Source organism: Sinorhizobium sp. NFACC03 (genome assembly GCF_900103435.1).
Classification (GTDB): Bacteria; Pseudomonadota; Alphaproteobacteria; order Rhizobiales; family Rhizobiaceae; genus Ensifer.
The window spans coordinates 706420-732786 of sequence record NZ_FMXF01000001.1 but is presented as its reverse complement, the minus strand read 5'-3'; the positions used below and the strand labels follow the sequence as shown (position 1 = coordinate 732786).

The following is a 26367-nucleotide window of genomic DNA, read 5'->3' as shown; positions in this document are numbered from 1 at the left end:
TATAATGCGACATGAACAAGCGAATCTCTTCACACTCCGTCCTTTCCGTCGCAACGCCTGAGCCTTTCGAGCCGCAATACTTCGACGATCCTGCGGCTGCTGTCGATTGCCTCGAGGCGCTCTACGAGCGCAATACCCGGTTCCTCTGCGAAGCGTTCGAGGGCCTGGGCAAGTCCGATGAGCCCCTCACCCGCTATCGTGCCTGCTACCCGCAGGTCAGCATCGAGACGAGCAGCTTCGGACATGTCGATTCCCGCCTGTCCTTTGGCTATGTCAGCGCGCCCGGCGTCTATACGACCACGATCACCCGGCCGAAGCTTTTCCGGCACTATCTGAAGGAACAGCTCGGGCATCTCATACGGAACCACGGCCTCGGCGTCACCGTCTCGGAATCGGCAACCCCGATCCCCCTGCATTTTGCCTTTGGCGAGGGCGCCTATGTGGAGGCGTCGGCGGCAAACACCATCGACATTCCGCTGCGCGATCTGTTCGATGCGCCTGACCTGACGACGACCGACGACGAGATCGCCAACGGCTCCTACGAGCCGGGCCCCGGTGAACCCTCGCCGCTTGCGCCCTTCACCGCTCAGCGCATCGACTACTCGCTGGCGCGGCTCAGCCATTATACCGCGACGAACGCCACGCACTTCCAGAACTTCGTGCTCTTCACGAACTACCAGTTCTATATCGACGAGTTCTGTGCCTGGGCCCGCCAGCAGATGGCCGAAGGCGGCAACGGCTACACGGCCTTCGTCGAGCCCGGCAACATCATCACGCCCGCCGGCGCCGACAAGCCGGAGACCGACTATACGCTCGCACGGCTGCCGCAGATGCCCGCCTATCATTTGAAGAAGAAGGGGCACGGCGGCATCACCATGGTCAATATCGGCGTCGGCCCGTCCAACGCCAAGACGATCACCGACCATATCGCTGTGCTGCGCCCGCATGTCTGGCTGATGCTCGGCCACTGCGCCGGTCTTCGCAACAGCCAACGCCTTGGTGACTACGTGCTCGCGCATGCCTATATGCGCGAGGATCACGTTCTCGACGACGACCTTCCGGTCTGGATCCCCTTGCCGGCGCTCGCGGAAGTGCAGGTGGCACTGCAGGACGCCGTTGCCGAGGTCACCGGCTACCGGGACTACGACCTCAAACAGATCATGCGCACCGGAACCGTCGCAACCATCGACAACCGCAACTGGGAACTTCGCGACCAGCGCGGCCCGGTCAAGCGCCTGTCGCAGGCCCGCGCCATTGCGCTCGACATGGAATCGGCGACGATCGCCGCCAACGGCTTCCGCTTCCGCGTGCCCTATGGAACGCTGCTCTGCGTATCGGACAAGCCGCTGCATGGCGAATTGAAGCTGCCGGGCATGGCGACCGCCTTCTACAAGACACAGGTCAGCCAGCACCTGAAGATCGGCATCCTTGCGCTGCAGAAGCTTGCGGCCATGCCGCCGGAGAAGCTGCATTCCCGCAAGCTCAGAAGCTTCTACGAAACCTCGTTCCAGTAACCATTGGAATTGCGCAATTCCGGACGGAAAACTGCTTCACACTTTTCCTGGAATTGCTCAGCGCCGTCTCCCGAGCGCCATCGACAGCATCGTGCCCGCCACCGCGGACACGATGATCAAGAGATGTGCGTTGACGCCGGCCGCCGCGAGTCGTTCCACTCCGGCGCGATCGGCGCCAGCGCCGAAGGACACTGCCCCGGCCGCGATCGCGGCCGGATAGGTGCCGACGCCAGCGGGCGCATGCATCGGCAGCACCGAGGAAAGTTCGCCGCCGAGGGCACCACCGAAACAGGCGGCCAGCGGCGCAACGCCCATGAAGGCCAGCACCCAGGCAAGGACAAGCACCTTGACCGCCCAGTTGAGGATGGTCATGCCCCAGGCGCGCAGGAACGCGACGATATTGGCCGGGACGCCCGCCTCCAATTCGTCGACAATGACATCGAGCTTTGTCGGCAACAGCCGACGCGCCAGCGCAATCACTTGATCCTTCAGCAGGAAGAAGAGAAGCGGCGAGACGAACGCGGCAAGCCATGCAATCCACAGCGCGGCTGATCCGCGGCCGATGACGAGGCCGACGGCCGCAACGACGAGAAGGGCGTGCAGGTCGAGCAGGCGCATCACCAGAAGAGCGGACGTGCCGCGCGCGAGCGGCACGGAAAACTCCGAGCGCATCAGCAGCGGAAAGCTCGTTTCCCCGGCACGAAACGGCAGCATGATGTTGAGGAGATTATGGACCTGGGTGACGCGAAACAGCGGCAGGAAGCGCCCCGCCGTTTCGTTCGGGAAGTAATCGTAGATGCGATAGCAGCGAATGAAATAGGTTGCGACAAGCAGCACCAGAGCCGAGACGGCGGAACTGAAGCCGATCTCGGACCATTGCCTCAGCAGCGCCGGCCATCCCCAGAACCAGTCGACGAAGGCCGCATAGGCCGCAATGGCACCTGCCGAAAGTAATGTCATCCGGTTGCGGGCGAACCAGGATCGCCGATCGGACTCGCAATCCGAAGTCATCAGGTCTCGATTTCCCGTGTTGAAACGCAAGATTGAACGTTGGTTATCACTGATAACTGTGCAAGAAAACGGTTATGTAGCCCAATCCAAATCTTGCGGCATTGTAAGCGCCGCATGTACGAGCTGTTCCTATGTACCCCATCGAACTATCCGTCGTCATTCCCGTGTTCAACGAAGAGGACAGCGTCCAGCCGCTGATCACACGTGTCCGCGATGCGCTGGCGAACTTTCCGTCTCCGTGGGAACTGATCCTCGTTGACGACGGCAGCACCGACCGAACGCTGGCAAATGCAAGAATGGCTCTTTCCGATCCGGGCCTCGATCTCAAGATTGTCGAATTGCAGAAGAACTTCGGGCAAACGGCAGCGATGCAGGCCGGCATCGACGCTGCCGCCGGGCGCCTGATCGCCACGCTTGACGGCGACCTGCAGAACGATCCGGCCGATATTCCCGAAATGGTCAAGGCGATCGAGGAGCGCGAGCTCGACCTGTTAGTCGGCTGGCGAAAGAACCGGCAGGATGGTCTCCTGCTCAGGAAGATCCCGTCCTGGTGCGCCAATCGCCTGATCGGCAAGATCACCGGCGTCAGGCTGCATGACTATGGCTGCAGCCTGAAGGTCTATCGGACCTCGGTCATCAAGCAGGTGAAGCTGATGGGGGAAATGCACCGCTTCATCCCCGCCTGGGTCGCCGGCGTGGTGCCGAGCAGCCGCATCGGCGAGATGCCCGTTACCCATCACGCACGGCAGCACGGCCAATCCAAGTATGGGATCTCCAGAACCTTCCGCGTGATTCTCGATCTGCTGTCGGTGCTCTTCTTCATGCGTTACAAAGCGCGCCCTGGGCACTTCTTCGGATCGATCGGGCTTGCGACCGGCGCGCTCAGCGCGCTGATCCTGGTCTATCTCGGCTTCGACAAGTTCATCCTCGGCAACGACATCGGAACGCGACCGATGCTGATCGTCGGTGTCATGCTGTTCCTGTCGTCCGTTCAGCTCATCACGACAGGCATTCTCGCTGAGATGATGGCGCGAACCTATTTCCGCGACGACGGTACCACCAACTACATCGTGCGGCAGGTCTTCGTCCGGGACCCGGCCGATGCTTGACGTCGTCAATCGTCGGCCAAACACCGTCGTTGCGCTGATTGCCGGTTACTTTCTGCTCTGCATCGGCTTACGCCTCGCCATTTCCACATCGCTCGAAATCGACGAGTCGGAACAGGCCTTCGTCTCGCAGTTCCTGATGCTCGGCTATGGTTCGCAGCCCCCGTTCTACAATTGGCTGCAATACGGGCTGACCTCGGCCTTTGGGCCGTCGCTTGCGACGATGACGGTGCTGAAGAATGGGCTCCTGTTTCTCTGTTGCCTCTTCTACCGCCTCGCAGCACGCGAGGTCCTCAGCGATCGACGCCTGACCGCGCTCGCAACGGTCGGCGTGCTGACCTTTCCGCCGATTTTTCTGCTCGCACAGCGCGACCTTTCGCATACGGTCGCTGCACTGTTTGCCGTATCGCTGTTCCTTTACGCTTTCATCCGGACGATGACACGGCCAAATCTGTTCGCCTACGTCCTGACCGGAGCGGCGGTCGGCATCGGCGTCATCTCGAAGTACAACTTCGCACTCGTCCCAACCGCCGCGATTCTTGCGATCCTGCCCGAGCCTAAGCTTCGCGCCCGGCTCTTCGACTGGCGCATTCTGGTTGCGATCGCCGTCTGCACGCTGATTGCCCTGCCGCACGGCTACTGGATCCTCGAAAATCTCGGCGCCGCCTCGCGCAATACCCTCAATGAAATGGGAACGGCCCAACAGACGAGCTACCTGACGAAGGCGCTCAAAGGGATCGTTGCGCTGGTCGCCGCCACGCTTCGCGGCGCCGCACTTCCCCTGATCGTCTTCGCTCTCGTCTTCCGCAAGGACCTGCCGACGATCTGGCGCGCCGAAAGCCCCTGGACACGCGTCATCGGGCGTATGTTGCTGCTCTGCCTCGGCGCCGTGCTGCTGATCATGCTCGCCGTCGGTGCCACCCACATGCGAGAGAAATGGCTGGTTCTCTTTCTCGTCCTGCTGCCGCTCTACCTGGCCCTCAAGGTGGAGGCTTCCGGCGTCGACACCACACGCAGCGTTCGCCCCTTCCTGCTGCTCGTCGCCTTCATCATCGTCACCACTTTGGTGGTCGTCTCGGCACGCGCGGTTGTTCGCCCCTGGTTCGGCAAATTGTCGAGGCTCAGCATTCCCTATAGCACCCTTGTCGATACCGTGGTCCGACAGGAGGGAGCCGAGCCGGCGATGGTCATCGCCGCGGACAAGCTGCTTGGTGGCAATGTGCGCACGCGCCTGCACGGTGCCAAGGTCTTCGTCCCCGGCAACAGCAGCAGCTCTCCGATCGAGCATCCGGCCGGACCGCTCCTCGTGGTCTGGAGCGACAACGGCAAGCTCGATGCTCAACCACCTGAAGGGCTTCTCGGCATCTTGAAGTCGCTCGGCGTGCCGGAGGCGGCGATGAAGCCGCAGCAACTCGCCCTGCCCTATCTCCACGGCAATCTGCCGGATCGCTATGGCTTCGGCTACTTCTGGATTACCGACCCGTCGCGGTCGGCGCCGACGAGCAACTTGAGTTCGCCCGGGTGAATGCGAAGCGCGACGTCACGGCCCATCGGCAGGAGCTCCCCGTCGATGACGCAGTTGATCTTGCGTTCTACCTTGGGAAAATGCAGATCGAGCGCATGGCCGCTCATGGCGGTAATCAGCGGGCTGTCGCGGAATTTGCCGCGCATCACATCAAAGGCGAGCTTGGCCACGCCCGGCGGGCTCAGGGGCGGCGCCGTGTAGAAGCCGAGATGGCCGGCTGTGACATCGTCGGCATACATCAGCGTATCGCGGCCGAACGGATTGTTAGAGACTGAAACCGCCGAAACATGACGGCTCTCCTTATGGCCGTCGACGTCGAACTCGATCTCGAAATCGGGCGGATTGAGGATTACGCCCACCGCGGCGCGGGCGCTTGCGGCGATTTTGCCTGCCCTCGAACGAAAGCTGAAAGACTCGCGATAGCGCACCATGCGGGCATGCAGGCCCATCGAAAACTGATGCACGAAGGCCCGGCCATCGGCGCTGCCGATGTCACCGTCGATGATCACGCCATTCGCCAGCACCTCCGGAACCTTCCAGATATCGAGCGGCAGCTTCAGCGTGCGGGCAAAAAGGTTCATCGTCCCGGCGGGAACAACGCCGAGCGGCATGCGGTTTTTCCAGGCGACCCCGGCAGCAGCCGAGATCGTGCCGTCACCGCCGCCGGCGATTATCGCATCGAGGTCATCGCGGCGGCATGTGCGCTCCAAGGTCTCGCGCATCTCGCTTCCGGGAACCGTCGCAATTTCGATCTGGTGGCCGGCGGTATGGAAGACCTCCTCGACCTTCCGGCCATAGACCGCCATATCCGTCGTGCGGAAGGTTCCGCCTTCACGATTGAAGATCGCCTTGATTTTCATGAATGGGTCACTGACTCCGTTGCCGCGGCAAAGCTGCTCACCGCGATCAGATAATCGCGATTGCGGCCAATTCCAGAACTTTGCCGAAACTTAACGGGAATGGAGCGCGTGCCGGTCGGCGCTCGGAGACCGGTAATGGCAACCGTTCAGCGCGGCTCGGGCAACTTCAGTGGCCCGCCGGTCTTGATCGATCGGATCGCGAAGTTCGAACGGATGTCGGTCACACCCGGCAAGGCAAGCAGCGTCTCGGTCAAGAGCGTCTCGTAAGCCGGGAGATCCTCGACGACGACCTCGGCGAGGAAGTCGGCATTGCCCGAGATCAGGAAACAGGACACCACCTCGGGAATGGCGAGCAGCGCCTCCTGCTGCCGCTGCGCATTCTCGCGGCTGTGCCGTCCCACCTTGATCTCCACGAAGACGGTGAGCCCGAGACCGGCTTCCTTGCGGTCGATATCGGCCCGATAGCCACGCAGGATGCCGGATTTCTCCAGATTGCGGATGCGCCGCAGGCAGGGCGACGGCGAAAGATTGACCTTTTCTGCGATCTCGACGTTCGTCGCGCGCGCATCCTCCTGAAGGATCCTGAGGATAGCGAGATCGAATTTATCGAGATTTGGCATGTTCACAAACTTCAGAGGTTACTATTGGCACATTGTTGCTGATAATAGTCTATTTCTGGCATAAATTGCAAGGACATGCCCGGCCTTCCGGGCGTAATCTTCCTTCCAGACCCAAAAGCCCCTCAGATATCCAAATCGGGAAGGAAATTCAAATGGTTGCGCTTACGCTTGCTCGCGGCAATACGTCGCCTGCCACCGCCGGCTATGCCGGTGCCTTCGTGACCGTCCTCATCTGGGCGGGCTGGATTCTCGCAACCCGCCATTCGGCCGGCACCGCACTCAGCACAATCGACCTTGGCCTGATCCGCTACGGCGTACCGGCGCTCCTGCTCGCGCCGCTCTGGCTCAAGACCGGGCTCTTGCCGCGCAAGCTGCCGATCCTGCTCCTCGCCTTGATGGTCGCGGGCTCCGGCGCGGTCTTTTTCCAGGTCTCCGCCTTTGCGATCCACTCGGTTCCCGCCTCCTCCGTCGGCATTCTTCTCGGCGGCTCGATGCCGCTTGCCACCGCCCTGATCGGCATCACGATCTTTGGCGAGCGTCCGGACCGAATGCGGATGGTGGGTTTTGCCGCGATCGTCGCCGGTGTCGCTATCCTGCTGACGCGCAACCTTGCCGTTTCAGTGTCCACAGGGTGGATCGGATACGCGCTGTTGCCCGCAGCGGCCACGCTCTGGGCGATCTACACCCACGCCTTCCGCCGTTCGGGCCTGAGCCCGCTGCAGGGAAGCGCTTTGATTGCGGCCTGGTCGTTCCTGATCCATCTGGCGCTTGCCGCCTGTTTCGGAAGCACGCTTGCCAGCGTTCCGGTCAAGGAGATCGCCCTGCAGATCACCAGCCAGGGCATCCTCTCCGGCCTCATTGCCATGGTCGCCTATGGCTTTGCGGTGAAGAGCCTCGGCGGCACGCAGGCCGCTGCCTTTACGGCGCTGACCCCGGTGCTGGCGATGATCGGCGGCGCGATCCTGCTCGGCGAGCAAATCGGCCCGTTCGAAATGCTGGCCGCAATCGTCACAGCTATCGGCGTGGCGCTTTCGACCGGCATTCTCTCTACCCGCACCTAAACCGAGAAGTTCCCCAATAAGACAAAGGCCCCGGCGCGTTTCCGCTCCGGGGCCTTTTCTTTTCCTGAGATCGCTCGGCTCAGCCGTGGATGATCTCCCGATGCTTCTGCAGGCGATGGCCATAGGCCTGGCTGACACGATCGAAGATGATCGCGATGCCGACGATGGCGAGCCCGTTGAAGATGCCGAGCGTGAAATACTGGTTGGCAATCGCCTTCAACACCGGCTGGCCGAGGCCCTGAACGCCGATCATCGAGGCGATGACCACCATGGCGAGCGCCATCATGATCGTCTGGTTGATGCCCGCCATGATCGTCGGCAGGGCCAGCGGCATCTGCACGTTCTTGAGCTTCTGCCAAGCCGACGAGCCGAATGCATCGGCTGCCTCAAGCACGTCCTTGTCGACAAGGCGGATGCCGAGATTGGTGAGCCGGATCATCGGCGGTATCGCGTAGATGACCACGGCAATCAGTCCTGGAACCTTGCCAATGCCGAGCAGCATCACGACCGGGATCAGATAGACGAAACTCGGCATGGTCTGCATCACATCGAGGATCGGATTGACGATGTTCTGGACCCGGTCCGACCGGGACATGACGATGCCGAGCGGAATGCCGATGGCGATCGACAAAACGGTACAGACGAAGATCATCGAGATCGTCTTCATCGTGTCGTCCCACATGTCGAAGTAGCCGATGAGCAGCAGCGTACCGATGCAGCCGGCGACGATCTTCCAGTTCCGACTCGCCACCCAAGCGATCAGCGCGATCAGCACCAGGATGATCGGCCAGGGCGTCTTCGTCATGAAGCGCTCCGACTGGATGAGGAAGAACTGCAGCGGTTCGAAGAAACCTTCGATTGCGTCGCCATAGGCGCGCGTGAACGACCGGAACCCCTCGTCGATAGCCTTCTTCAGCGCCCGCAGGCTTTCGTCGTCCATATGCGGAAACTGGGTCAACCAGTCCATTCCAATTCCCCTTCACATTTCACCGGCCGCGATTGTTGTTTTGCTGTTGCCGGGGGTCAAACAAAGAGGCGGCGCAAGGATCGCGCCGCCCATGGATTCAATCGGTCGCAATCAGAGCGCGGCCTTGACCTTTTCGGCGACCTCGGGCGAGACCCACTGGGTCCAGATGTCGGGGTTTTCCTGAAGGAAGTGCTTGGCGCCCTCCTCGCCGCTTGCCTGGTTGTCGGTCATCCAGGCCATCAGCTTGTTGACCGTGTCGTTGGTCCAGGCGCGCTTGTTGAGGTAGTCCATGGCCGGGCCGGCGCGATCGGCAAAAGCCTTTGTCACCAGCGTCTGGACCTTGTCCTTCGGCCAGTCGTTCTTCTTCGGGTCCGGGCAGTCGGCAACCGTGTTGCAGCGTTTCCACTCGGCTGCGTCCGCCGCGACCCCATGCCCGAGCTTGACCATCTCGTATTTGCCGAGAAGGGCCGTCGGCGCCCAGTAGTACCCGACCCAGCCCTGCTTGCGCTCATAGGCCTTGGCGATCGAGCCGTCGAGACCGGCGGCCGATCCGGTGTCGACCAGCGTGAAGCCCGCCGCCTCGCCGCCATAGGCCTTGTAGAGCTGCGTCGTCACTACCGTTCCGCCCCAGCCCTGCGGGCCGTTGAAGACGGCGCCCTTGCTGGCGTCTTCCGGATCCGGGAACAGCTCCTTGTGCTTCAGCACGTCGTCGATCGTCTTGATGTCGGGATTGGCGTCAACGATGTATTTCGGGACCCACCAGCCCTGAACGGCGCCATCGGAGAGTGCGACGGCGGCACCGACGAGCTTGCCTTCTTCGAGGCCGCGATTGACGACGTCGGGCAGAAGATCCACCCAGCCTTCCGGCGCGATATCGGGCTGGCCCTTTTCGATCATCGAGGTGATCGTCGGCACGGTATCGCCAACGACGAGCTCGGCGTTGCAGCCATAGCCTTCCGCCAGGATGATCTTGTCGACGCTCGCCAGCACTTCGGCGCTCTGCCAGTTCATATTGGCAATCGTCACATCGCCGCATTCGGCGGCCGAGGCCGCACCTGCAAGGCCAAGAAGGCCGGCGGCCAGGCACGTCGTTGCAAGAAGCTTCTTCATTTCCGTTCCCTTTGTTCTGGCGGTGCATCCCGTCGCACTGCCGATCTCACCGCGGGGATCGGCAGCGTCACAAGGCTCGGTCCAACTCGAAACAACAGGGACCGAAAGGCCTGCGGATTCGTCGGCTTCGAGCCGATGACACCATGAAAGCTAACGGGGTTTGCCGGCAAGGACTTTCCCAATAGCGGCACGGATTGCCTTTTCGATGATCGGACTACCGCTCGACAGGTGCGCGCGAATACAAAAGAGGCGCCGGAGTTCCCTCCGGCGCCTCGAACAATTTCGTTTCCGCGAACCTCGGAGGTCCTGCGGCCGCCATCCAAAGATCACATATTCGGATAGACCGGGCCCTCACCGCCCTGTGGCGGCACCCAGTTGATGTTCTGGTTCGGGTCCTTGATGTCGCAGGTCTTGCAGTGCACGCAGTTCTGCGCGTTGATGACGAAGACAGGCTTGCCGTCCTTCTCCACCCATTCGTAGACCCCGGCCGGACAGTAGCGCGTCGACGGGCCGGCAAAGACGTCGAGTTCCGACGTGCGCTGCAGCTCCGGATCCTTGACCTGCAGATGGATCGGCTGGTCTTCCTCGTGGTTGGTGTTCGACAGGAACACCGAGGAGAGCCGGTCGAAGGTCAGCACGCCATCGGGCTTCGGGTAATCGATCTTCTGGTGCTGCGCTGCCGGCTCCAGCGACTGGGCATCGGTCTTGCCGTGCTTCAGCGTGCCGAAGAACGAGAAGCCGAACAGCTGGTTGGTCCACATGTCCAAGCCGCCGAGCGCAACGCCGATCGCCGTGCCGAACTTCGACCACAGCGGCTTGACGTTCCTGACCCGCTTCAGGTCCTGGCCGATGGCGCTGTCGCGCCAGCCGCGCTCGATCTCGATCGGCTCGTCATTGGCGCGGCCCGCTTCGATCGCCGCCGCCAGCTTCTCGGCCGCGAGAATGCCCGACAGAACCGCATTGTGGCTGCCCTTGATGCGCGGCACGTTGACGAGACCGGCCGAACAGCCGATCAGCGCGCCGCCGGGGAACGACAGCTTCGGCACCGACTGGTAGCCGCCCTCGGTGATCGCACGGGCGCCATAGGAAAGGCGCTTGCCGCCCTCGAAGGTGCCGCGGATCGCCGGATGGGTCTTGAAGCGCTGGAATTCCTCGAACGGGAAGAGATAGGGGTTCTTGTAATTGAGGTGCACGACGAAGCCGACGGCGACCAGGTTGTCTTCGAGATGGTAGAGGAACGAGCCGCCGCCGGTCTTCATGCCGAGCGGCCAACCGAAGGAGTGCTGCACGAGACCCGGGCGGTGATTCTCCGGCTTCACCTGCCAGAGCTCTTTCAGGCCGATGCCGAATTTCTGGACGTCGCGATCCCTGGAGAGATCGAATTTCGCAATCAGCTGCTTGGCGAGCGAACCGCGCACGCCCTCGCCGATCAGCGTATATTTGCCCAAGAGCGCCATGCCACGGGCGAAGTTCGGTCCCGGTTCGCCGTTGCGCTCGACGCCCATGTCGCCGGTGGCAACGCCGATGACGGCACCTTCGTCGTTATAGAGCACTTCGGTCGCGGCAAAGCCCGGATAGATCTCGACACCCAGGGCTTCCGCATGGCTTGCCAGCCAGCGACAGACATTGCCGAGCGAGACGATATAGTTGCCGTGATTGTTCATCAGCGGCGGCATCATGAAATTCGGCAAGCGGATTGAGCCGGCCGGGCCCAAGAACAGGAAGTGGTCGTCCGTGACCTCGGTCTTGAACGGATGATCCGCCTCGTCGCGCCAGCCCGGCAGCAACCGGTCGATGCCGATCGGATCGACGACGGCGCCCGAGAGGATATGCGCGCCGACTTCGGCGCCCTTTTCCAAGACGACGACCGAAAGCTCCGGATTGACCTGCTTCAGCCGGATCGCCGCCGCAAGACCGGCAGGCCCCGCCCCGACGATGACAACGTCGAACTCCATGCTCTCGCGTTCGGGCAGATCTTGCTCGGTCATACCGTCTCTCCAGTCTCACCGGTCTTCTGCCGGTTCAGTTCCCAGGACATATCATTCCGTCATGGCAAATGCAGTTTGGCTTGTCGAGCCGGGATGCGACAGACGATGCCCGCTTTTGCGCATGAGGTCATGAGTTTAGGGCAAATGTTTATATGACGTATACGTAAACGTAAATACATCATTTTGTCGCGTGCCGACGCTATGAGCCATTCGGCCTTGCTTTTGCCGAAGAGCCATGCCACGAGGCCGCCGCACTCTTCCGGCGGTCCGCGCCGGCATATCCCATTCGCAAACGGCACTCGACTCGGCGCCCCTCTGGCGCCCGGACGACGTGTCTTTTGCCGACTTCGGGGCCGGCCGCCTGAACATGCGGAGACGGCCCGACAAAATTACATGTTGCGTTGCGCGCCGCCGGCTTGCTCCGGGCGGCGGAGCGACGCCAGACGCAAGGAGACCACCATATGGCCAAGGCACTGGGCTTCGACTTCGGCACCACCAATTCCGTGCTTGCCGTTGCCGCCGGCGATACCACCCACTCGATGCAGTTCGACAGTCTCGCCGGCACGACCGACGCCATGCGCACCGCGCTTTCCTTCATGAAGGACGCCAACCTTGGCGCCCAGGCACTGAAGGTCGAAGCCGGCCAGGCGGCGATCCGCGCCTTCATCGACAATCCGGGCGACTGTCGTTTCCTGCAATCGATCAAAACCTTTGCCGCAAGCCCCCTCTTCCAGGGCACGCAGGTCTTTGCCAAGCGCCACAGCTTCGAGGATCTGATGCGGGTGTTCCTGAACAAGCTGCGCGACTATGCAGGCGACAGCTGGACGGATCAGTATAGCCGCATCGTCGTCGGCCGACCGGTGCATTTCGCCGGCTCCAGCCCTGATCCGGCGCTCGCGCTTGAACGCTATGGCGCAGCCCTCTCGGAATTCGGCTTCCCGGAGGTGCACTACGTCTACGAGCCGGTGGCGGCGGCCTTCTACTTCGCGCAGAACCTGAAGCAGGATGCAACGGTCCTGGTCGCCGATTTCGGCGGCGGCACCACCGACTATTCGCTGATCCGCTTCGAGACCAAGGCAGGGCGGCTGACCGCAACCCCGATCGGTCATTCGGGTGTGGGCATTGCCGGCGACCATTTCGACTTCCGCATCATCGACAACGTCGTCTCGCCGCTGATTGGAAAGGGGAGTCTCTTCAAGAGCTTCGACAAGCTGCTTGAAGTGCCGTCGAATTACTATGCGAATTTCGGCCGCTGGAATCAGCTGTCCATCTTCAAGACGTTGAAAGATTTCACGGATCTGAAAAAGCTCGTGCGCCAGAGCCTCGAGCCGGAAAAGCTCGAAGCCTTCGTCGACCTGATCGAACATGACGAGGGCTATCCGCTCTACAACGCGATTTCGGCGACGAAGATGCGGCTGTCGCAGGAAGACGAGACCGAATTCTATTTCGCCCCGCTCGGCGAAATGTCGCGCCGCACCGTTCGCCGCAGCGACTTCGAAGGCTGGATCGCGCCGGAACTGGCCAGCATCGAGGGCGCACTCGACGACGTGCTGCAGTCGACCGCAACGGCGCCCGGGTCGATCGACAAGGCGTTCTTGACCGGCGGCACGTCTTTCGTTCCAGCGGTGCGCGGCATCTTCGAGCGGCGCTTCGAGGCCGACCGTATCGAAAGCGGCGGCGAACTGCTGTCGATCGCCCACGGCCTGGCGTTGATCGGCGAGCACGAGGACATTGCCCATTGGACGGCCAATGCGGCGTAAGCCGGACGTCATCGATGACCTTGGATAGGCATGCCGTGGGCCGGAAAAGCGGTTCCGGTCCGACGGCTTATGGGTTAGGTTGGCGGCCATGATTTCCGCCCACGATCTCTCTCCGGCGCAGCTTGCCGCCCTCCTCGCCTTCCATGCGGATGCGGGCGTCGAATGGCTGCTGGAAGAGGAGCCGGTCGACCGCTTCGCCGAGTTCGAGGCAATGAAGGCGGCGCGCGGCAACGCGCGCGCGCCGGCGGCCAACAGCCGTGCGGAGACGGCCGCTTCGCAAGCGCCGGCGCGCCAGACAGCGGCAGCGGCGGCCCCCGCCTCCGCTCCATCCCGCGAAAGCCGTGCACCGGCTCCAGCCGCGAGCGCCCCTGCTGTTGCCATTCCCGATGCGCAGGCGATCGAAGAGGCGCGCTTTGCCGCCGAATCAGCCCGATCGCTCGTCGAGCTCAGGGTTGCGATGGAGGGTTTTGCCGGCTGCAATCTCCGGAACAGCGCCCGCAACCTCGTCTTTGCCGAGGGCGACCCGGCAAGCGGCATCATGATCGTCGGCCCGATGCCCTATGCCGACTGCGATCGCGACGGCCAGCCGTTCGCAGGCCGGCTCGGCGAGATGCTGACCCGCATGCTCGCCGGCATCGGCTTGGCGCGCGAAAGCGTACTGCTCAGCAACGTAGTGCCCTGGCGCCCGCCGGGCAACCGCGTGCCGACGGCGCGCGAAGCCGACATCTGCCGTCCCTTCATCGAACGGCAAATCGCCCTTGCCGAGCCCAAACATCTGCTTTTGCTCGGCAATTTCACCGCCCGCTTCTTCTTCGGCGGCAACGACACGATCCACCAGCTTCGTGGCGAATGGCGGGAGCTTTCGATCGGCGGCATCACGGTGCCGACGCTCGCAACGTTGCACCCGCAGGATCTGATGACGGCGCCCGTCAACAAGCGCTTCGCCTGGCAGGACCTGCTTGCCTTCAAGGCCCGGGTCCAAGGCTGATTCTCGCCGAATTACGGTGCGCCCATGCGGCGCCAACCTGCCTGCCCGCTTTATGAACAAAGAATGAAGAAAGCCATGTGGTTTGCGCATATCAGCGGCGCATTATGACGCATTGCAAAATGAGATGTTGCAGCGCAATATACTGGCTCGGGAGGAATGGAATAAGGAATTGAACCATGACTGCCCGCTTTCGTCCGATCCACAGCAGCTTTGAGACGCTCCGCCACACCGGCGCTGCTTACCGGACGCCGTTCAACCGCTTCGGCACGGCAGCCAACGAGCAGATGACCGCGATCGGCCTTGCCCGGACCACCCGTCCAGCGCAGATTTTCGCCGATTTCATTCAGCGCTGATCCCCACGCGATACGCTTGAGCGCGTATCGCGTGCACAAGTCGCCATGATTGGCCGACGACGAAGAAAGGAACGCAACCATGACCAAGCCCATCGTTAGCCTCAAGGTCCTGTTCGATTCGATCTCCGACATCGGTACTGCCGTGCGTGCCTCGCGCGAATACACCATTCTCAGCACCAAGAAGGATGCACGCCGCGCCCATCGCGTGGCCGTGAGCCCGCTGCTGCCGAACTGATCGCTGCCGGCAAAGAGGCCTAACGCCTTTTTGCCATCGCCTGTCGCAATCGACAGCGCCTGAAAAACTGGATAGAGCCACACTCGCTTTGACCTTGGAGTGTCGGGCTCGTCCGGTATCCGCCAGACCGTCCTCGCTCCACCTGCGCTTGCCTGCCGTCGCCGTCGATGGAGGGGCGCCTTGTTTTCAGGAGCGCCGATGCTGGCCAGCCTCGCTTCCGTCCTCAGCCTGATGGTGTCGACCCTGCTCATGATGGTCGCCTTCGGCCTTCAGAGCTATGTCATCCCGGTGCGCTCGGTCGCCGAGGACTGGTCGACGCTGACGGTTTCGATCATCGCCACCGGCTACACGGTCGGCTTCACGCTCTCCTGCGTCGTCACGCCCAAATTCGTGTTGCGCGTCGGCCATGTGCGCGTCTTCACGGCACTGATCACGCTGCTGTCGATCGCAATTCTGCTCTGCGGCCTCATTGTCGACTGGCGCGCCTGGATCGCGTTTCGCGCCATATCGGGCTTTGCGATTTCCGGAAGCTACCTCGTCATCGAAAGCTGGCTCAACGAGCGCGTCACCAACGAAAACCGCGGGCTGCTGTTTTCGCTCTACCTGATCACGACGATGGTCGGCACGATCGGCGGACAATATATGGTGCCGCTCGGCGACCCGACGAACACATCCCTGTTCATGCTCTGCGCCGTGCTGTTTTCCCTCGCCCTCCTGCCGACGGCCCTCTCCTCCTCGCCGATGCCCGCACCGCCCGCGCAGGCCAAGTTCGACATCCCGACGCTCTTCCGCCGCTCGCCGGTCGCCGTCGTCGGTGGCTTTCTGGCCGGTGCGCTCTCCGGCGCCTGGCTCAATCTCGGCGGCGTCTTCACCCAGAAGATCGGTCTTTCCACGGCCGAAGGTGCAACCCTGCTCGCCTCGCTTTTGACCGGCAGCGCGATCTCGCAGATCCCCATCGGCCGCCTCTCCGACAAGATCGACCGGCGTATCGTCATGATCGGCTGCGGCGTCGTCGGCGTCGTCTCCTGCCTGGCGATGTCGGCAGCAATCGGCAGTTCACCGGCTGTGCTCTACCTGGTCGCCGCTCTCGTCGGGTCGGTTCTGTTTCCGATCTATGCGCTCAACGTCGCGCATGCGAACGACCTCGCCAAACCCAAAGAATATGTCGAGACATCGTCCGGCCTAATGATCACCTATGGGCTCGGCACGATCTCCGGTCCTCTGATGGTCGGTCCGGTCATGGATCGCTTCGGCCCGGCGGCGCTGTTCCTCGTTCTCGCTGTCTATTTCGCCCTCTATGGCGGCTACGCCGCCTGGCGCATCCTGCAGCGCGAGCAGCACAAGGGCCTGGTCGCCAAGACCGATTTCCAGGCAACGAGCGTCATGCCAACACCCGGACCTGACGTGACGAGCCCCATCGCCCAGCAGATGGCGCAGGAACCGCTGATCGATGACGACACGGTTCCTGCCTGGGATAAGCCGCGCTCATAAAGGCCACCGACAGAAGCGAACTCGCGCTTCGTCCTCAGCCCTGCGGCGTCACGTGCTTGCGGGCGCCCCTGCGCTCCAGCCCGAGCCGATGTTCGCGGAAAATGATGAAGATGCCGGCCCCGACGACGATGGCGGTGCCGATCAGCATGGTGGCCGTCGGAGCATCGTCGAACAGAAAATAACCGATGATCAAGCCGAGCACGATCGACGTGTATTCGAACGGCGCGATCGTCGACATGTCGGCATGACGATAGCTCTCAGTCAAAAGGATCTGCGCGACGCCGCCGCAGAAGCCGGCGACCATAAGCAGCAGGAAGGCTTCGCGCGAGATCGACGGCCAGCCGAAGGGCAGCGTCGCCAGCGAGAAGACCGAGGCCGACAGCGAGAAGTAGAGCACGATCGTATGGGTCCGCTCGTTCTTGACGAGCTTTCGCACCAGCACCATTGCCACCGCGCCGAGAGCCGCCGAAACCAGCACCGCTGCGGCGCCCAGCGCCTCCAGCGAACCGAAGCCGCCTTCGCGGAAAAGGGTCAGCCGCGGCCACGTGATGATCATCACGCCGACCAGCCCGATGACCACCGCCGACCAGCGATAAAGCCGCACCGTCTCGCCAAGGAAAAGTGCCGCGAAGGCGACGGCGATCAGCGGCATGGCGTAGCCGATGGCGATCGCTTCGGGCAGCGGCAGATGCACGAGGCCGTAGAAGCCGAAGCTCATTGCGAGAATGCCGACGAAGCCGCGGGCGATATGGCCGGTGAAATCCTCTGTCTTGAAAGCATCGCGCAACTGTCCGCGGAAGGCGAGATAGCCGAGAATGGGCACCATGGCGAAGGCCGAGCGGTAGAAGGTGATCTGGCCGGTGGCCATCTCGTTTCCGGCGGCCTTGATCAACGTCGACATGCAAACGAAAATGACGACGGAAAGGACCTTGAGCAGGATCCCCTTCATCGGGCTTTCGACTTCCGCATCCATTGAGGGCACTTTTCGAACAGCCTCCGCCGGCGATCAGCAGACACGAGGGCTGGTTTGGAGATTTTTAGGCGGAGAAACCGCCACAGGACTTCGTCACCTTAGCGACGCTCGGCAAGAAAGTCGGATCAAACTTCGTGATGAATGACGTTTTTTCTTGATCGATTGCCGTTCGGCAAAACGACGTCGAGCTTTTCTTTAGCTGCCGCGAAAAAAACCTTTCCAATTCATGTCTTGTTAGTCCCACTTCGGTACACGTCAATCCGATAAGGGAGCGGGAAGACCTTCGGGAAGCCATGCCTTTTCTGTCGAAAGTGCGGTCGCCGGCATCACAATCGTGTGGCATTATCCGACTTTTCGCCCCTTGGCCTTTTCACCATCACAGGCGCCCACTACAAATTCTCCAGTAGAACGGCGCAAGCGGGACTGACCATGCGGACAAATACTGGCCAGATTATTCATCTGGAAGACTATCGGCCGACCGACTTCGTTCTGGAGAGAGTGGATCTGACCTTCGAGCTAGACCCGAAGGAAACCAAGGTCGAAGCCCGATTGATCTTCCATCGTCGCGAAGGCGTCGACGCATCGGCGCCTCTGTTGCTCGACGGTGACGAGTTGAAGATGACCGGCCTGCTGCTGGACCAGGAAGAGCTCGCAACCGCCCTCTACGACGTTGCCGACGATACGCTGACCATCCGCGGCCTACCGGAAACCGCACCCTTCGAAATCACCATCACCACGCTGCTTTCGCCTGATACGAACACGCAACTGATGGGGCTTTACCGCACCAACGGCATCTACAGCACCCAGTGCGAGGCCGAAGGCTTCCGCCGCATCACCTATGTCCCCGATCGTCCGGATGTGCTTGCCGTCTACACGGTCAACATCATCGCCGACAAGGCGTCCGCTCCCCTCCTGCTGTCCAACGGCAACTATCTCGGCGGCGCCGACATGGGCGACGGCCGCCATTTCGCCGCCTGGTTCGACCCGCATCCGAAGCCGAGCTACCTCTTCGCGCTCGTCGCCGGCGATCTCGGCGTCGTCGAGGATACGTTCACGACGATGTCCGGCCGCGAAGTCGCGCTGAAGATCTATGTCGAGCACGGCAAGGAGCCACGCGCCTCCTACGCCATGGACGCGCTCAAGCGCTCGATGAAGTGGGACGAAGATGCCTTCGGCCGTGAATACGACCTCGACATCTTCATGATCGTCGCCGTCTCCGACTTCAACATGGGGGCGATGGAGAACAAGGGTCTCAACGTCTTCAACGACAAATACGTGCTCGCCGATCCGGAAACGGCGACCGATGCGGACTACGCCAATATCGAGGCGATCATCGCGCACGAATACTTCCACAACTGGACCGGCAACCGCATCACCTGCCGCGACTGGTTCCAGCTGTGCCTCAAGGAAGGCCTGACGGTTTACCGCGACCACGAATTTTCCGCCGACATGCGCTCGCGTGCGGTCAAGCGCATTGCCGAGGTGCGGCACCTGAAGTCGGAGCAGTTTCCCGAGGACGCCGGCCCGCTGGCCCATCCGGTGCGGCCGACGAAGTATCGCGAAATCAACAACTTCTATACGACGACCGTCTACGAAAAGGGCTCGGAAGTCACCCGCATGATCGCGACGATCCTCGGCCGCGATCTGTTCAAGAAGGGCATGGACCTCTATTTCGACCGGCACGACGGCCAGGCCGTCACGATCGAAGATTTCGTCGCCTGCTTCGAAGAGGCAAGCGGCCGAGATCTCCGCCAATTCGCGCTCTGGTACCACCAGGCCGGAACGCCGCTGGTCACCGCTTCTGGCGCCTATGACGCGGCCAAGCAGACCTTCACCTTGTCGCTCGAGCAGACCGTGCCAGCGACGCCAGGACAGGGCGCCAAGGAGGCGATGCATATTCCGCTGCGCATGGGTCTGCTGCTTGAAGGCGGCAGCGAAGTCGACCTCTCCTCGGTCTCCGGCGCCGACTTGACCGGCGACGTCCTGCACCTCACGGAGCGCAAGCAGACGGTGGTTTTCTCCGGCATCCCGTCGCGCCCGGTGCCGTCGTTCAACCGCGGCTTCTCCGCGCCGATCAATCTGCATATCGAGCAGAGCGCCGAGGACCTCGCACTAATCGCGCATCACGAAAGCGACCTCTTCGCCCGCTGGCAGGCGCTCAACGCCATTGCGCTCAGCAACCTGGTCGAGGCCACGGCGAATGTCCGCGCCGGAAAGCCGGTCGTTTGCGACACGGCGCTCATCGACGGCCTGGTCCGTGCGGCCGCGGATGACACGCTGGAGCCCGCCTTCCGCTCGCAGGCGCTGGCGCTGCCGAGCGAATCCGATATCGCCCGCGAGATCGGCACGAACAACGATCCCGACGCGATCCACGCCGCACGTCAGCAGATCCTGGTGGCCGTTGCCGCTGCCGGACGCAACACCTTCCTCAAGTTGGCCGAAGACCTCGTTTCGTCAGGCGCGTTCAGCCCGGATGCTGCGAGTGCAGGCCGGCGGGCGCTGCGCAACAGCGCCCTCACCTACCTCGTCCAGGGCGATGAAGGGCCGGAGCGCGCCGCCAAGGCCTTTGCCGCCGCCAACAACATGACCGATCTCAGCCATGCGCTGGCGCTGCTCGCGCACCGCTTTCCGGATGCCGCCGAGACCTCGGAAGCGCTTGCGACGTTCCGCAAGCGTTTTGCCGACAACGCACTCGTCATCGACAAGTGGTTCGCCGTCCAGGCGACGATCCCCGGCGCCGCAACGCTCGATCGCGTCAAGGCGCTGATGGCCGAGCCCCTGTTCAATGGCAACAATCCCAACCGCGTGCGCTCGCTGGTGGGCACCTATGCCTTCGCCAACCCGACCGGCTTCAATCGCGCCGATGGTGAGGGCTACCGCTTCCTCGCGCGCCAGATCCTCGACATCGACCCGCGCAACCCGCAGCTTGCGGCCCGTATCCTCACCTCGATGCGTTCCTGGCGCTCGCTGGAGGACAAGCGCGCCGGTCATGCCCGCAAGGCCTTGAAGGAGATTGCCGGAGCGTCGAAACTTTCGGCCGACGTCGGCGACATCGTCGAGCGGATGCTCAAGGCCTGAGTCCTAGAGCATCCGGCTTCAAGTGGAATCACTGCTCTAGAATCAAAGTGCTGGAGCGTCCTTTGTGCGTTCATCTGAACGCACTGCGCTCTGGAACTCATTGATTTTGTTTAGGGCCGGGCCGCTCACGCGACCCGGCCTACTATTTCCCAACGATAAGAAATGGTTAACAAATCTTTACCAACGCCTCTGGACAAGGCGAATCGCCCTGTGATTCATTGAGTCAGATTCGGGCGAGCGGCGCGCCGAATCATCAGAGGGTTTTCAGATTGGGAAAGATGGCGGACGCGCGACAGGCGAGCGCAGCCGACGGGCGGTTGCGACTCAAGTTTCCGGGGCTTGCCGGCCGCCTGGAGCAGGAGTTTATCTCGCAGGCGAAGATCTTTGCCGGACCGACCTCGCGGCGTCTGGCGAGCGCGGAGCCCGTTCTCAAGCGTTCCATCCCGATCCTCATCATCGCATTCCTGATCATCGTCGCGGTCTCGCGCATGTCCAGCATCATGGACGAGCACGCCCGCATGGAAGAGAGTTCGCGCCAGACGGTCGGGCTCGCGGCCGCCATCGCGGTTGCGGCTTTCCAGACGGACGGTGCAGCCCTTTTTGACGAGGGCCGCCGCGCGGACGCGGAACAACGTTTCAGCCAGTATCTGCCAACCGGCATGCTCGATCCCGGCACATTTATCCTTGCGGTCCGGAAGGATGGCCGGATCTTCGCAAGCACCCAGGAAGGCGGACCGCTCATCGGCCGGACGCTGGCGGCGGTCGCGCCGGATATCGCGACGCTGCAGTATTTCGGCGAGCATTCCAGCGTCATGAAGACACCGATCGTCGGTGTCGACCATATCGTGGCACTGGCGCAATTGCCCGATGCGGCCGGGGTGGTGCTGGCCGCGACGCCGATCACCCAGCTAGAAACGACCTGGCGCGACGAGGTGTCACTCAACGTTACGCTCTTTGCGGGCATTTCGGCGATTCTGCTGATGGTGCTTTACGCCTACTACATTCAGGCCAAGCGGGCCCGCGACGCGGATTCGGTCTTTGTCGAATCCAACCTGCGTGTCGAGACGGCGCTGTCACGTGGCCGTTGCGGCCTCTGGGATTTCGACCTTGCCAACCGTCGGCTGTTCTGGTCGCGGTCGATGTACGAGATGCTCGGCATGCCCGGCGAGAGCAGCGTGCTCTCCTTCGGCGACGCCGCGCGGCTGATGCATCCCGATGATCGCGGCATCTACGGCGTGGCACGCACCATCGCGCGCGGCGACGCGCGCCAGATCGACCAGGTTTTCCGCATGCGACATGCGGATGGCCACTATGTGTGGCTACGCGCCCGCGCGGAAATCATCCGTACCGTTTCCGGGCGGGCGCATCTGATCGGCATCGCCATGGACGTCACCGAGCAGCACCGGCTTGCCCAGCGCTATGCCGAAGCGGACCAGAGGCTCGCCGACGCGATCGAATGTACGTCTGAGGCCTTCGTCCTTTGGGACAAGCATGACCGCCTGGTCATGTGCAACACCCACTTCCAGGAAGCCTACAAGCTGCCGGATCACGTGCTTGTTCCGGGCACCGAACGCATTGCCGTGCAAACCGCGGCAGCACGCCCCGTGGTCGAACGGCGCATCGCCGATCCTGACCGTAGCAACCAGTCGCAGACGAGCGAGGTTCAACTTGCCGACGAACGCTGGCTGCAGATCAACGAGCGGCGCACGCGCGACGGCGGCCTCGTTTCCGTCGGCACCGACATCACGCTTCTGAAACGCCACCAGGTGCGCCTGCGCGAATCCGAGCGGCGTCTGATGGCGACGATCGGCGACCTTTCGGCGTCACGCATGACGCTGGAGCGGCAGAAGACCGAGCTTTCGGTCGCCAACTCCAATTACCAGGCGGAAAAGGAACGCGCCGAAGCGGCGAACCGCGCCAAGTCGGAATTCCTGGCGAACATGTCGCATGAACTGCGCACGCCGCTCAACGCCATCCTCGGCTTCTCGGAGATCCTGCAGAACCAGATGTTCGGGCCGCTCGGCTCGGAGAAATACAACGAATACTCGCGTGACATCCACGAGAGCGGCAAGCACCTCTTGAACGTCATCAACGACATCCTGGACATGTCGAAGATCGAGGCCGGGCACATGCGCATCAGCCGCGAGAGGATCGATCTGGCGCCGTTGATTGAAGAGACGCTGCGCTTCACGACAATCCCGGCGGAGCAGAAGAACATCCGTGTGGTGCAACAGATCTCGTCGGGCCTCACCATGGTCGCCGATCGACGCGCCATGAAGCAGGTGCTGCTCAACCTGCTTTCGAACGCCGTCAAGTTCACCAACAATGGCGGGCGCATTTCGCTTCGAGCGCGCAAGGTGACCGGCGCCGTGACACTGACGATCGCCGATTCCGGCATCGGCATTCCGCGCGACGCCCTTCAGAAGATCGGCCAGCCTTTCGAACAGGTGCAGAGCCAATACGCCAAGAGCAAGGGCGGATCGGGCCTCGGGCTCGCGATCTCGCGCTCACTCACCCGCCTGCACGGCGGCAGCATGAAAATACACTCGACGGAAAACGTCGGCACCATCATCTCGGTTAGAATCCCCGACCGCGCCTGAAGCGGGATCAGGAGAAGTGCGAACGGTTTCCGCTCGCATCCCGCTCAGCATATTGATCGCGATGATTTAACGCGTCAGTGAACGACGCTCAGCCTGAAACCACCGATTGGAAAACGCGCCGCACCGCCTTCGACAGGCGGCGGATGTCTGCCTCCAAGGTTTTCAGGTCCGGATAGTCCCCTGCCCGGCAGACGAGATCGATCAGCCCGGCCGGCGCCTCCTTCGGCTCGAACTCTCCCTCAATGCACAGCCGCACGATCTGCGACAACTCGGTAAAGAGATGCAGCGCCTCCAGGGCGACATCGAGATCGTTTGGGTTCATCAAGGCGTCGCCGAGCAGCTTCAGCGCATCGCCGGTATTGGTGCCGGCAGTCAGCGGCTGAACGCCATTCGCCGGCGCGACGAGCGCCAGGTACTGGCTGATAAATTCGATATCGACGAGACCGCCCGGGATCAGCTTGAAATCCCAAATGTCGCTCGGCGGCTTCTCACTATCGATCATCTCGCGCATGGAGATCACGTCGGCACTCACCTTGGCAACATCGCGCTTGCGGCCGAGGATTTCGGCGAAGATCGCATTGGCCTCGGCAATCAGCTTGTCGTCGCCACAGATGCAGCGCGCCCGGGTCAGAGCCAGATGCTCCCAAGTCCAGGCCTCTTCGCGCTGGTATTTGGCGAAGGCGTTGATCCTGGTCGCGACCGGCCCCTTGTTGCCGGACGGACGAAGCCGCATGTCGACCTCGTAGAGAATGCCTTCGGCGGTCGGCGCGGAAAGTGCCGCGATCAGGCGCTGCGTCACCCTCGTGAAATAGCGCGTCGGGTCCAGCGGCTTGGTGCCATCGGACTCGGTTGCCGCCTCATCGTAGTCATAGAGCAGGATCAGGTCGACGTCCGAGCCCGCGGTCAGCTCGTGGCTGCCGAGCTTTCCCATACCGACAACGGCGATGCGGCCGCCGGGGAAATCGCCGTGCACGGAGCGGACTTCGTCCTGCACCGCCTTCACCGCCGCGGCGATGATCAGGTCGGCGAGATCGGTAAAGGCGCGGCCCGCCTGGGCACCCGATATGGCGCCGGTCAAAAGCCGGATGCCGATCAGGAAGCGCTGCTCGGCAGCGATGATGCGCAGGCGGTCGAGCACCTCCTCATAGTGCCGCGCGCCGCCGACGAAATTGGCGATGCGCGGCGCGAGGTAGTCCCGGGTCGGCAGTTCGGCGAGCAGGCCCGGATCGAGCATGCCGTCGAAAACATGGGGACGCGCGGCGATGATTTCGGCAAGCCGCGGCGCCGACGACATGACGTTGACGATCAGTGACAGTAGGCCCGGATTGTTGCCGAGCAGCGAAAAGAGCTGGATGCCCGCCGGCAGGCCGGAAATGAAATTATCGAACCGCAGCAACGCTTCGTCGGCCCGGCGGCTTTCGCCGAAGACGCGCAGAAGCTCCGGCGTCAGCTCGGTCAGCCGTTCGCGCGCTTCCACCGATTGCGTCGCACGGTAGCGGCCGTAATGCCAGGTGCGGATCGTATGGGAGATGTCCGACGGCCGCTGGAAGCCGAGCTTTCGCAATGTCTCCAGCGTATCGGGGTCGTCGCGCTGGCCAGTGAAGACGAGGTTGCCGGTCTCGGTCGAGAGCTTGGCCTCCTGCTCGAAAAGCTGGGCATAGCGGCGCTCGACGGTTTTCAGCACGCGCGACAGCGCCTTGGAGAAAGCGGCCGTGTCCTCGAAGCCGAGCATATAGGCAATACGCTTCAGCTCTGCCTCGGTCTCGGGCAGGACATGGGTCTGCTCGTCGCGCACCATCTGGATCCGGTGCTCCACATCACGCAGGAACCAATAGGCCTCGACAAGTTCGTCGGCTGTCTCCTCGTCGATCCAGCCGGCCTTGACGAGGACCCGCAGCATCGGCTCGGTCGCCCGCTGGCGCAGCTCCGGCATGCGGCCGCCGGCGATCAACTGCTGCGTCTGCACGAAGAACTCGATCTCGCGGATGCCGCCACGGCCAAGCTTGATGTTGTGCCCCTTGACCGCGATCTCGCCATGCCCCTTGTGCGCATGGATCTGCCGCTTGATCGAATGAATGTCGGCGATCGCCGCATAGTCGAGATACTTGCGGAAGACGAAGGGGACCAACTCGCGCAGGAAGCGCTCGCCGCCCTCGATATCACCGGCCACCGGCCGCGCCTTGATGAAGGCGGCCCGTTCCCAGTTCTGCCCCCTGCTCTCGTAATAGAGCATCGCCGCTTCGACCGGGATCGCGAGCGGCGTCGAGCCCGGGTCCGGCCGCAGGCGCAGGTCGGTTCGGAAAACATAGCCGTCGCCGCTGCGCTCCTGCAGGATGCGGATCAGGCGGCGCAGCAGGCGGCCGAAGGTTTCCGAGGCATCATCGCGATCGACGATGATGCCGGATTGCGGATCGTAGAAGACGACGAGGTCGATGTCGGAGGAGTAGTTGAGCTCGAAGGCGCCGAGCTTGCCCATGCCGAGCACGACGACGCCGGAACCGACACTCGGGTAGGCGACGTCCTTGACGATCAGCTTGCCGCTCTCGTGCGCACTCAGCAGCAGGTGATCTATCGTCGCCGACACGGCAGCACCGGCAAATTCGCTGAGCCAGCGCGTGGTTTCGCGGCCGTCGAAATGCCGGGAGAGGTCAGCAAGCGCCACGGCGAAGGCAAGCTCGCGCTTGGCTCTCCGCAGCCGCGCCATGATCTCCGTGTCGGGCAAAGCAGCGCCACCCTCGTTCGGCTTCCAGGCGTCGCGGGCGCGCCGCACCCGTTCTGTCAGGAAGTTCGTAAGATCAGTGGACAGAAGTTCTTCGAGAATGGCCGGGCGGCTGGCACCGGTGTCGCGCAGGAAGGGCGACAGCGCAAAGGCCGAGACGACGAATGTCTTGAACGGGCTCTCCGAAGCGAGCAGGCTTGCGATCTGGTCATGACCCTTGGCCATGTCCTTCAGCACCGAGAGCGCCGCCTTGGCGTCGGCCTGGGTTGCAGGACGGATCGGCGCCGTCTCGATCTCCCAGCACTGCTGCACCTGTTCCTGCATGCCCTCTCCCTTCCGCTGCAGCGGGTGTGGCGGAACAACCGCGCACACATTCCTCATACCGCCTCTTCTCCGGGAACCGGTCTA

Annotated in this window: 19 protein-coding genes; 11 read left to right on the top strand and 8 right to left on the bottom strand. The window is 62.5% G+C overall.

Going from position 1 to position 26367, the window contains the following annotated elements:
• Positions 1-11 precede the first annotated feature (11 nt).
• Entirely contained in the window at positions 12-1514 is a 1503-nt protein-coding gene (locus BLU35_RS03555) for an AMP nucleosidase (RefSeq protein WP_057252842.1), read from the top strand.
• 57 nt (positions 1515-1571) lie between these two features.
• Here BLU35_RS03555 and BLU35_RS03550 read toward each other — a convergent pair whose 3' ends face one another.
• On the bottom strand, positions 1572-2525 hold the full coding sequence (locus tag BLU35_RS03550) for a lysylphosphatidylglycerol synthase domain-containing protein (RefSeq protein WP_093232132.1): 954 nt from the start codon (positions 2523-2525) through the stop codon (positions 1572-1574).
• Between the two features lie 131 nt (positions 2526-2656).
• Here BLU35_RS03550 and BLU35_RS03545 point away from each other — a divergent pair, with 131 nt between their 5' ends.
• Together BLU35_RS03545 and BLU35_RS03540 are read left to right on the top strand one after the other, a co-directional pair.
• Positions 2657-3634: a glycosyltransferase family 2 protein gene (locus BLU35_RS03545; RefSeq protein ID WP_058320283.1), complete on the top strand. Its 978-nt coding sequence runs from the start codon at positions 2657-2659 to the stop codon at positions 3632-3634.
• Positions 3627-5156 (top strand): glycosyltransferase family 39 protein, encoded by a 1530-nt coding sequence (locus tag BLU35_RS03540; RefSeq protein WP_093232131.1) that lies wholly within the window; start codon positions 3627-3629, stop codon positions 5154-5156. Before BLU35_RS03545 ends, BLU35_RS03540 begins: the two co-directional genes overlap by 8 nt.
• On the opposite strand, the gene BLU35_RS03535 is transcribed toward BLU35_RS03540, so the two are convergent.
• Complete coding sequence (locus BLU35_RS03535; protein WP_093232130.1) at positions 5093-6016, bottom strand: diacylglycerol/lipid kinase family protein; 924 nt, start codon at positions 6014-6016, stop codon at positions 5093-5095. The two genes, BLU35_RS03540 and BLU35_RS03535, sit on opposite strands and share 64 nt — an antisense overlap.
• Positions 6017-6162: 146 nt before the next feature.
• Positions 6163-6636 (bottom strand): Lrp/AsnC family transcriptional regulator, encoded by a 474-nt coding sequence (locus tag BLU35_RS03530; RefSeq protein WP_058320285.1) that lies wholly within the window; start codon positions 6634-6636, stop codon positions 6163-6165.
• 152 nt (positions 6637-6788) lie between these two features.
• On the opposite strand from BLU35_RS03530, the gene BLU35_RS03525 reads away from it, so the two are divergent.
• Entirely contained in the window at positions 6789-7697 is a 909-nt protein-coding gene (locus BLU35_RS03525) for a DMT family transporter (RefSeq protein ID WP_058320286.1), read from the top strand.
• A gap of 79 nt (positions 7698-7776) precedes the next feature.
• Here the strand turns inward: BLU35_RS03525 and BLU35_RS03520 are convergent, their stop codons facing one another.
• The 3 genes from BLU35_RS03520 to BLU35_RS03510 form a co-directional block, all read right to left on the bottom strand.
• The gene (locus BLU35_RS03520) at positions 7777-8664 is read right to left on the bottom strand and encodes an ABC transporter permease (RefSeq protein ID WP_057252855.1); all 888 of its coding nucleotides are present in this window, start codon (positions 8662-8664) and stop codon (positions 7777-7779) included.
• Between the two features lie 111 nt (positions 8665-8775).
• Entirely contained in the window at positions 8776-9774 is a 999-nt protein-coding gene (locus tag BLU35_RS03515) for an ABC transporter substrate-binding protein (RefSeq protein ID WP_058320287.1), read from the bottom strand.
• 326 nt (positions 9775-10100) lie between these two features.
• A complete protein-coding gene (locus BLU35_RS03510) occupies positions 10101-11762 on the bottom strand; it encodes an electron transfer flavoprotein-ubiquinone oxidoreductase (RefSeq protein WP_093232129.1) in 1662 nt (553 codons plus the stop codon).
• A 461-nt stretch (positions 11763-12223) separates the two neighbouring features.
• Here BLU35_RS03510 and BLU35_RS03505 point away from each other — a divergent pair, with 461 nt between their 5' ends.
• From BLU35_RS03505 to BLU35_RS03485, 5 genes are all read left to right on the top strand, one after another.
• Complete coding sequence (locus BLU35_RS03505) at positions 12224-13522, top strand: Hsp70 family protein (protein WP_093232128.1); 1299 nt, start codon at positions 12224-12226, stop codon at positions 13520-13522.
• Between the two features lie 88 nt (positions 13523-13610).
• Positions 13611-14510 carry a uracil-DNA glycosylase gene (locus BLU35_RS03500; RefSeq protein WP_057251075.1) on the top strand — a complete coding sequence of 300 codons (900 nt, stop codon included), beginning with the start codon at positions 13611-13613 and terminating at the stop codon, positions 14508-14510.
• Between the two features lie 176 nt (positions 14511-14686).
• Complete coding sequence (locus BLU35_RS03495; RefSeq protein ID WP_089043882.1) at positions 14687-14863, top strand: hypothetical protein; 177 nt, start codon at positions 14687-14689, stop codon at positions 14861-14863.
• Between the two features lie 79 nt (positions 14864-14942).
• The gene (locus BLU35_RS03490; protein WP_093232127.1) at positions 14943-15098 is read left to right on the top strand and encodes a hypothetical protein; all 156 of its coding nucleotides are present in this window, start codon (positions 14943-14945) and stop codon (positions 15096-15098) included.
• A 198-nt stretch (positions 15099-15296) separates the two neighbouring features.
• Positions 15297-16589 carry an MFS transporter gene (locus tag BLU35_RS03485; protein WP_057250365.1) on the top strand — a complete coding sequence of 431 codons (1293 nt, stop codon included), beginning with the start codon at positions 15297-15299 and terminating at the stop codon, positions 16587-16589.
• Positions 16590-16623: 34 nt separating this feature from the next.
• Here the strand turns inward: BLU35_RS03485 and BLU35_RS03480 are convergent, their stop codons facing one another.
• Positions 16624-17562: a DMT family transporter gene (locus BLU35_RS03480; RefSeq protein ID WP_093232126.1), complete on the bottom strand. Its 939-nt coding sequence runs from the start codon at positions 17560-17562 to the stop codon at positions 16624-16626.
• Positions 17563-17991: 429 nt separating this feature from the next.
• On the opposite strand from BLU35_RS03480, the gene pepN reads away from it, so the two are divergent.
• Entirely contained in the window at positions 17992-20640 is a 2649-nt protein-coding gene (gene pepN, locus BLU35_RS03475; RefSeq protein ID WP_057250368.1) for an aminopeptidase N, read from the top strand.
• Positions 20641-20909: 269 nt separating this feature from the next.
• Complete coding sequence (locus tag BLU35_RS03470) at positions 20910-23240, top strand: PAS domain-containing sensor histidine kinase (RefSeq protein WP_057250371.1); 2331 nt, start codon at positions 20910-20912, stop codon at positions 23238-23240.
• Positions 23241-23328: 88 nt separating this feature from the next.
• Here the strand turns inward: BLU35_RS03470 and BLU35_RS03465 are convergent, their stop codons facing one another.
• Complete coding sequence (locus tag BLU35_RS03465; protein ID WP_093232124.1) at positions 23329-26283, bottom strand: bifunctional [glutamine synthetase] adenylyltransferase/[glutamine synthetase]-adenylyl-L-tyrosine phosphorylase; 2955 nt, start codon at positions 26281-26283, stop codon at positions 23329-23331.
• Positions 26284-26367: the final 84 nt, after the last annotated feature.

Excerpts from the sequence above, each read along its gene's own strand:
- BLU35_RS03520 (WP_057252855.1), bottom strand. The coding sequence starts at position 8,664 with ATGGACTGGTTGACCCAGTTTCCGCATATGGACGACGAAAGCCTGCGG.
- BLU35_RS03515 (WP_058320287.1), bottom strand. The coding sequence starts at position 9,774 with ATGAAGAAGCTTCTTGCAACGACGTGCCTGGCCGCCGGCCTTCTTGGC.
- BLU35_RS03540 (WP_093232131.1), top strand. The coding sequence starts at position 3,627 with ATGCTTGACGTCGTCAATCGTCGGCCAAACACCGTCGTTGCGCTGATT.
- BLU35_RS03500 (WP_057251075.1), top strand. The coding sequence starts at position 13,611 with ATGATTTCCGCCCACGATCTCTCTCCGGCGCAGCTTGCCGCCCTCCTC.
- BLU35_RS03510 (WP_093232129.1), bottom strand. The coding sequence starts at position 11,762 with ATGACCGAGCAAGATCTGCCCGAACGCGAGAGCATGGAGTTCGACGTT.
- BLU35_RS03485 (WP_057250365.1), top strand. The coding sequence starts at position 15,297 with ATGCTGGCCAGCCTCGCTTCCGTCCTCAGCCTGATGGTGTCGACCCTG.
- pepN (WP_057250368.1), top strand. The coding sequence starts at position 17,992 with ATGCGGACAAATACTGGCCAGATTATTCATCTGGAAGACTATCGGCCG.
- BLU35_RS03525 (WP_058320286.1), top strand. The coding sequence starts at position 6,789 with ATGGTTGCGCTTACGCTTGCTCGCGGCAATACGTCGCCTGCCACCGCC.
- BLU35_RS03555 (WP_057252842.1), top strand. The coding sequence starts at position 12 with ATGAACAAGCGAATCTCTTCACACTCCGTCCTTTCCGTCGCAACGCCT.
- BLU35_RS03535 (WP_093232130.1), bottom strand. The coding sequence starts at position 6,016 with ATGAAAATCAAGGCGATCTTCAATCGTGAAGGCGGAACCTTCCGCACG.
- BLU35_RS03465 (WP_093232124.1), bottom strand. The coding sequence starts at position 26,283 with ATGCAGGAACAGGTGCAGCAGTGCTGGGAGATCGAGACGGCGCCGATC.
- BLU35_RS03545 (WP_058320283.1), top strand. The coding sequence starts at position 2,657 with ATGTACCCCATCGAACTATCCGTCGTCATTCCCGTGTTCAACGAAGAG.
- BLU35_RS03505 (WP_093232128.1), top strand. The coding sequence starts at position 12,224 with ATGGCCAAGGCACTGGGCTTCGACTTCGGCACCACCAATTCCGTGCTT.
- BLU35_RS03530 (WP_058320285.1), bottom strand. The coding sequence starts at position 6,636 with ATGCCAAATCTCGATAAATTCGATCTCGCTATCCTCAGGATCCTTCAG.
- BLU35_RS03490 (WP_093232127.1), top strand. The coding sequence starts at position 14,943 with ATGACCAAGCCCATCGTTAGCCTCAAGGTCCTGTTCGATTCGATCTCC.
- BLU35_RS03550 (WP_093232132.1), bottom strand. The coding sequence starts at position 2,525 with ATGACTTCGGATTGCGAGTCCGATCGGCGATCCTGGTTCGCCCGCAAC.
- BLU35_RS03495 (WP_089043882.1), top strand. The coding sequence starts at position 14,687 with ATGACTGCCCGCTTTCGTCCGATCCACAGCAGCTTTGAGACGCTCCGC.
- BLU35_RS03480 (WP_093232126.1), bottom strand. The coding sequence starts at position 17,562 with ATGGATGCGGAAGTCGAAAGCCCGATGAAGGGGATCCTGCTCAAGGTC.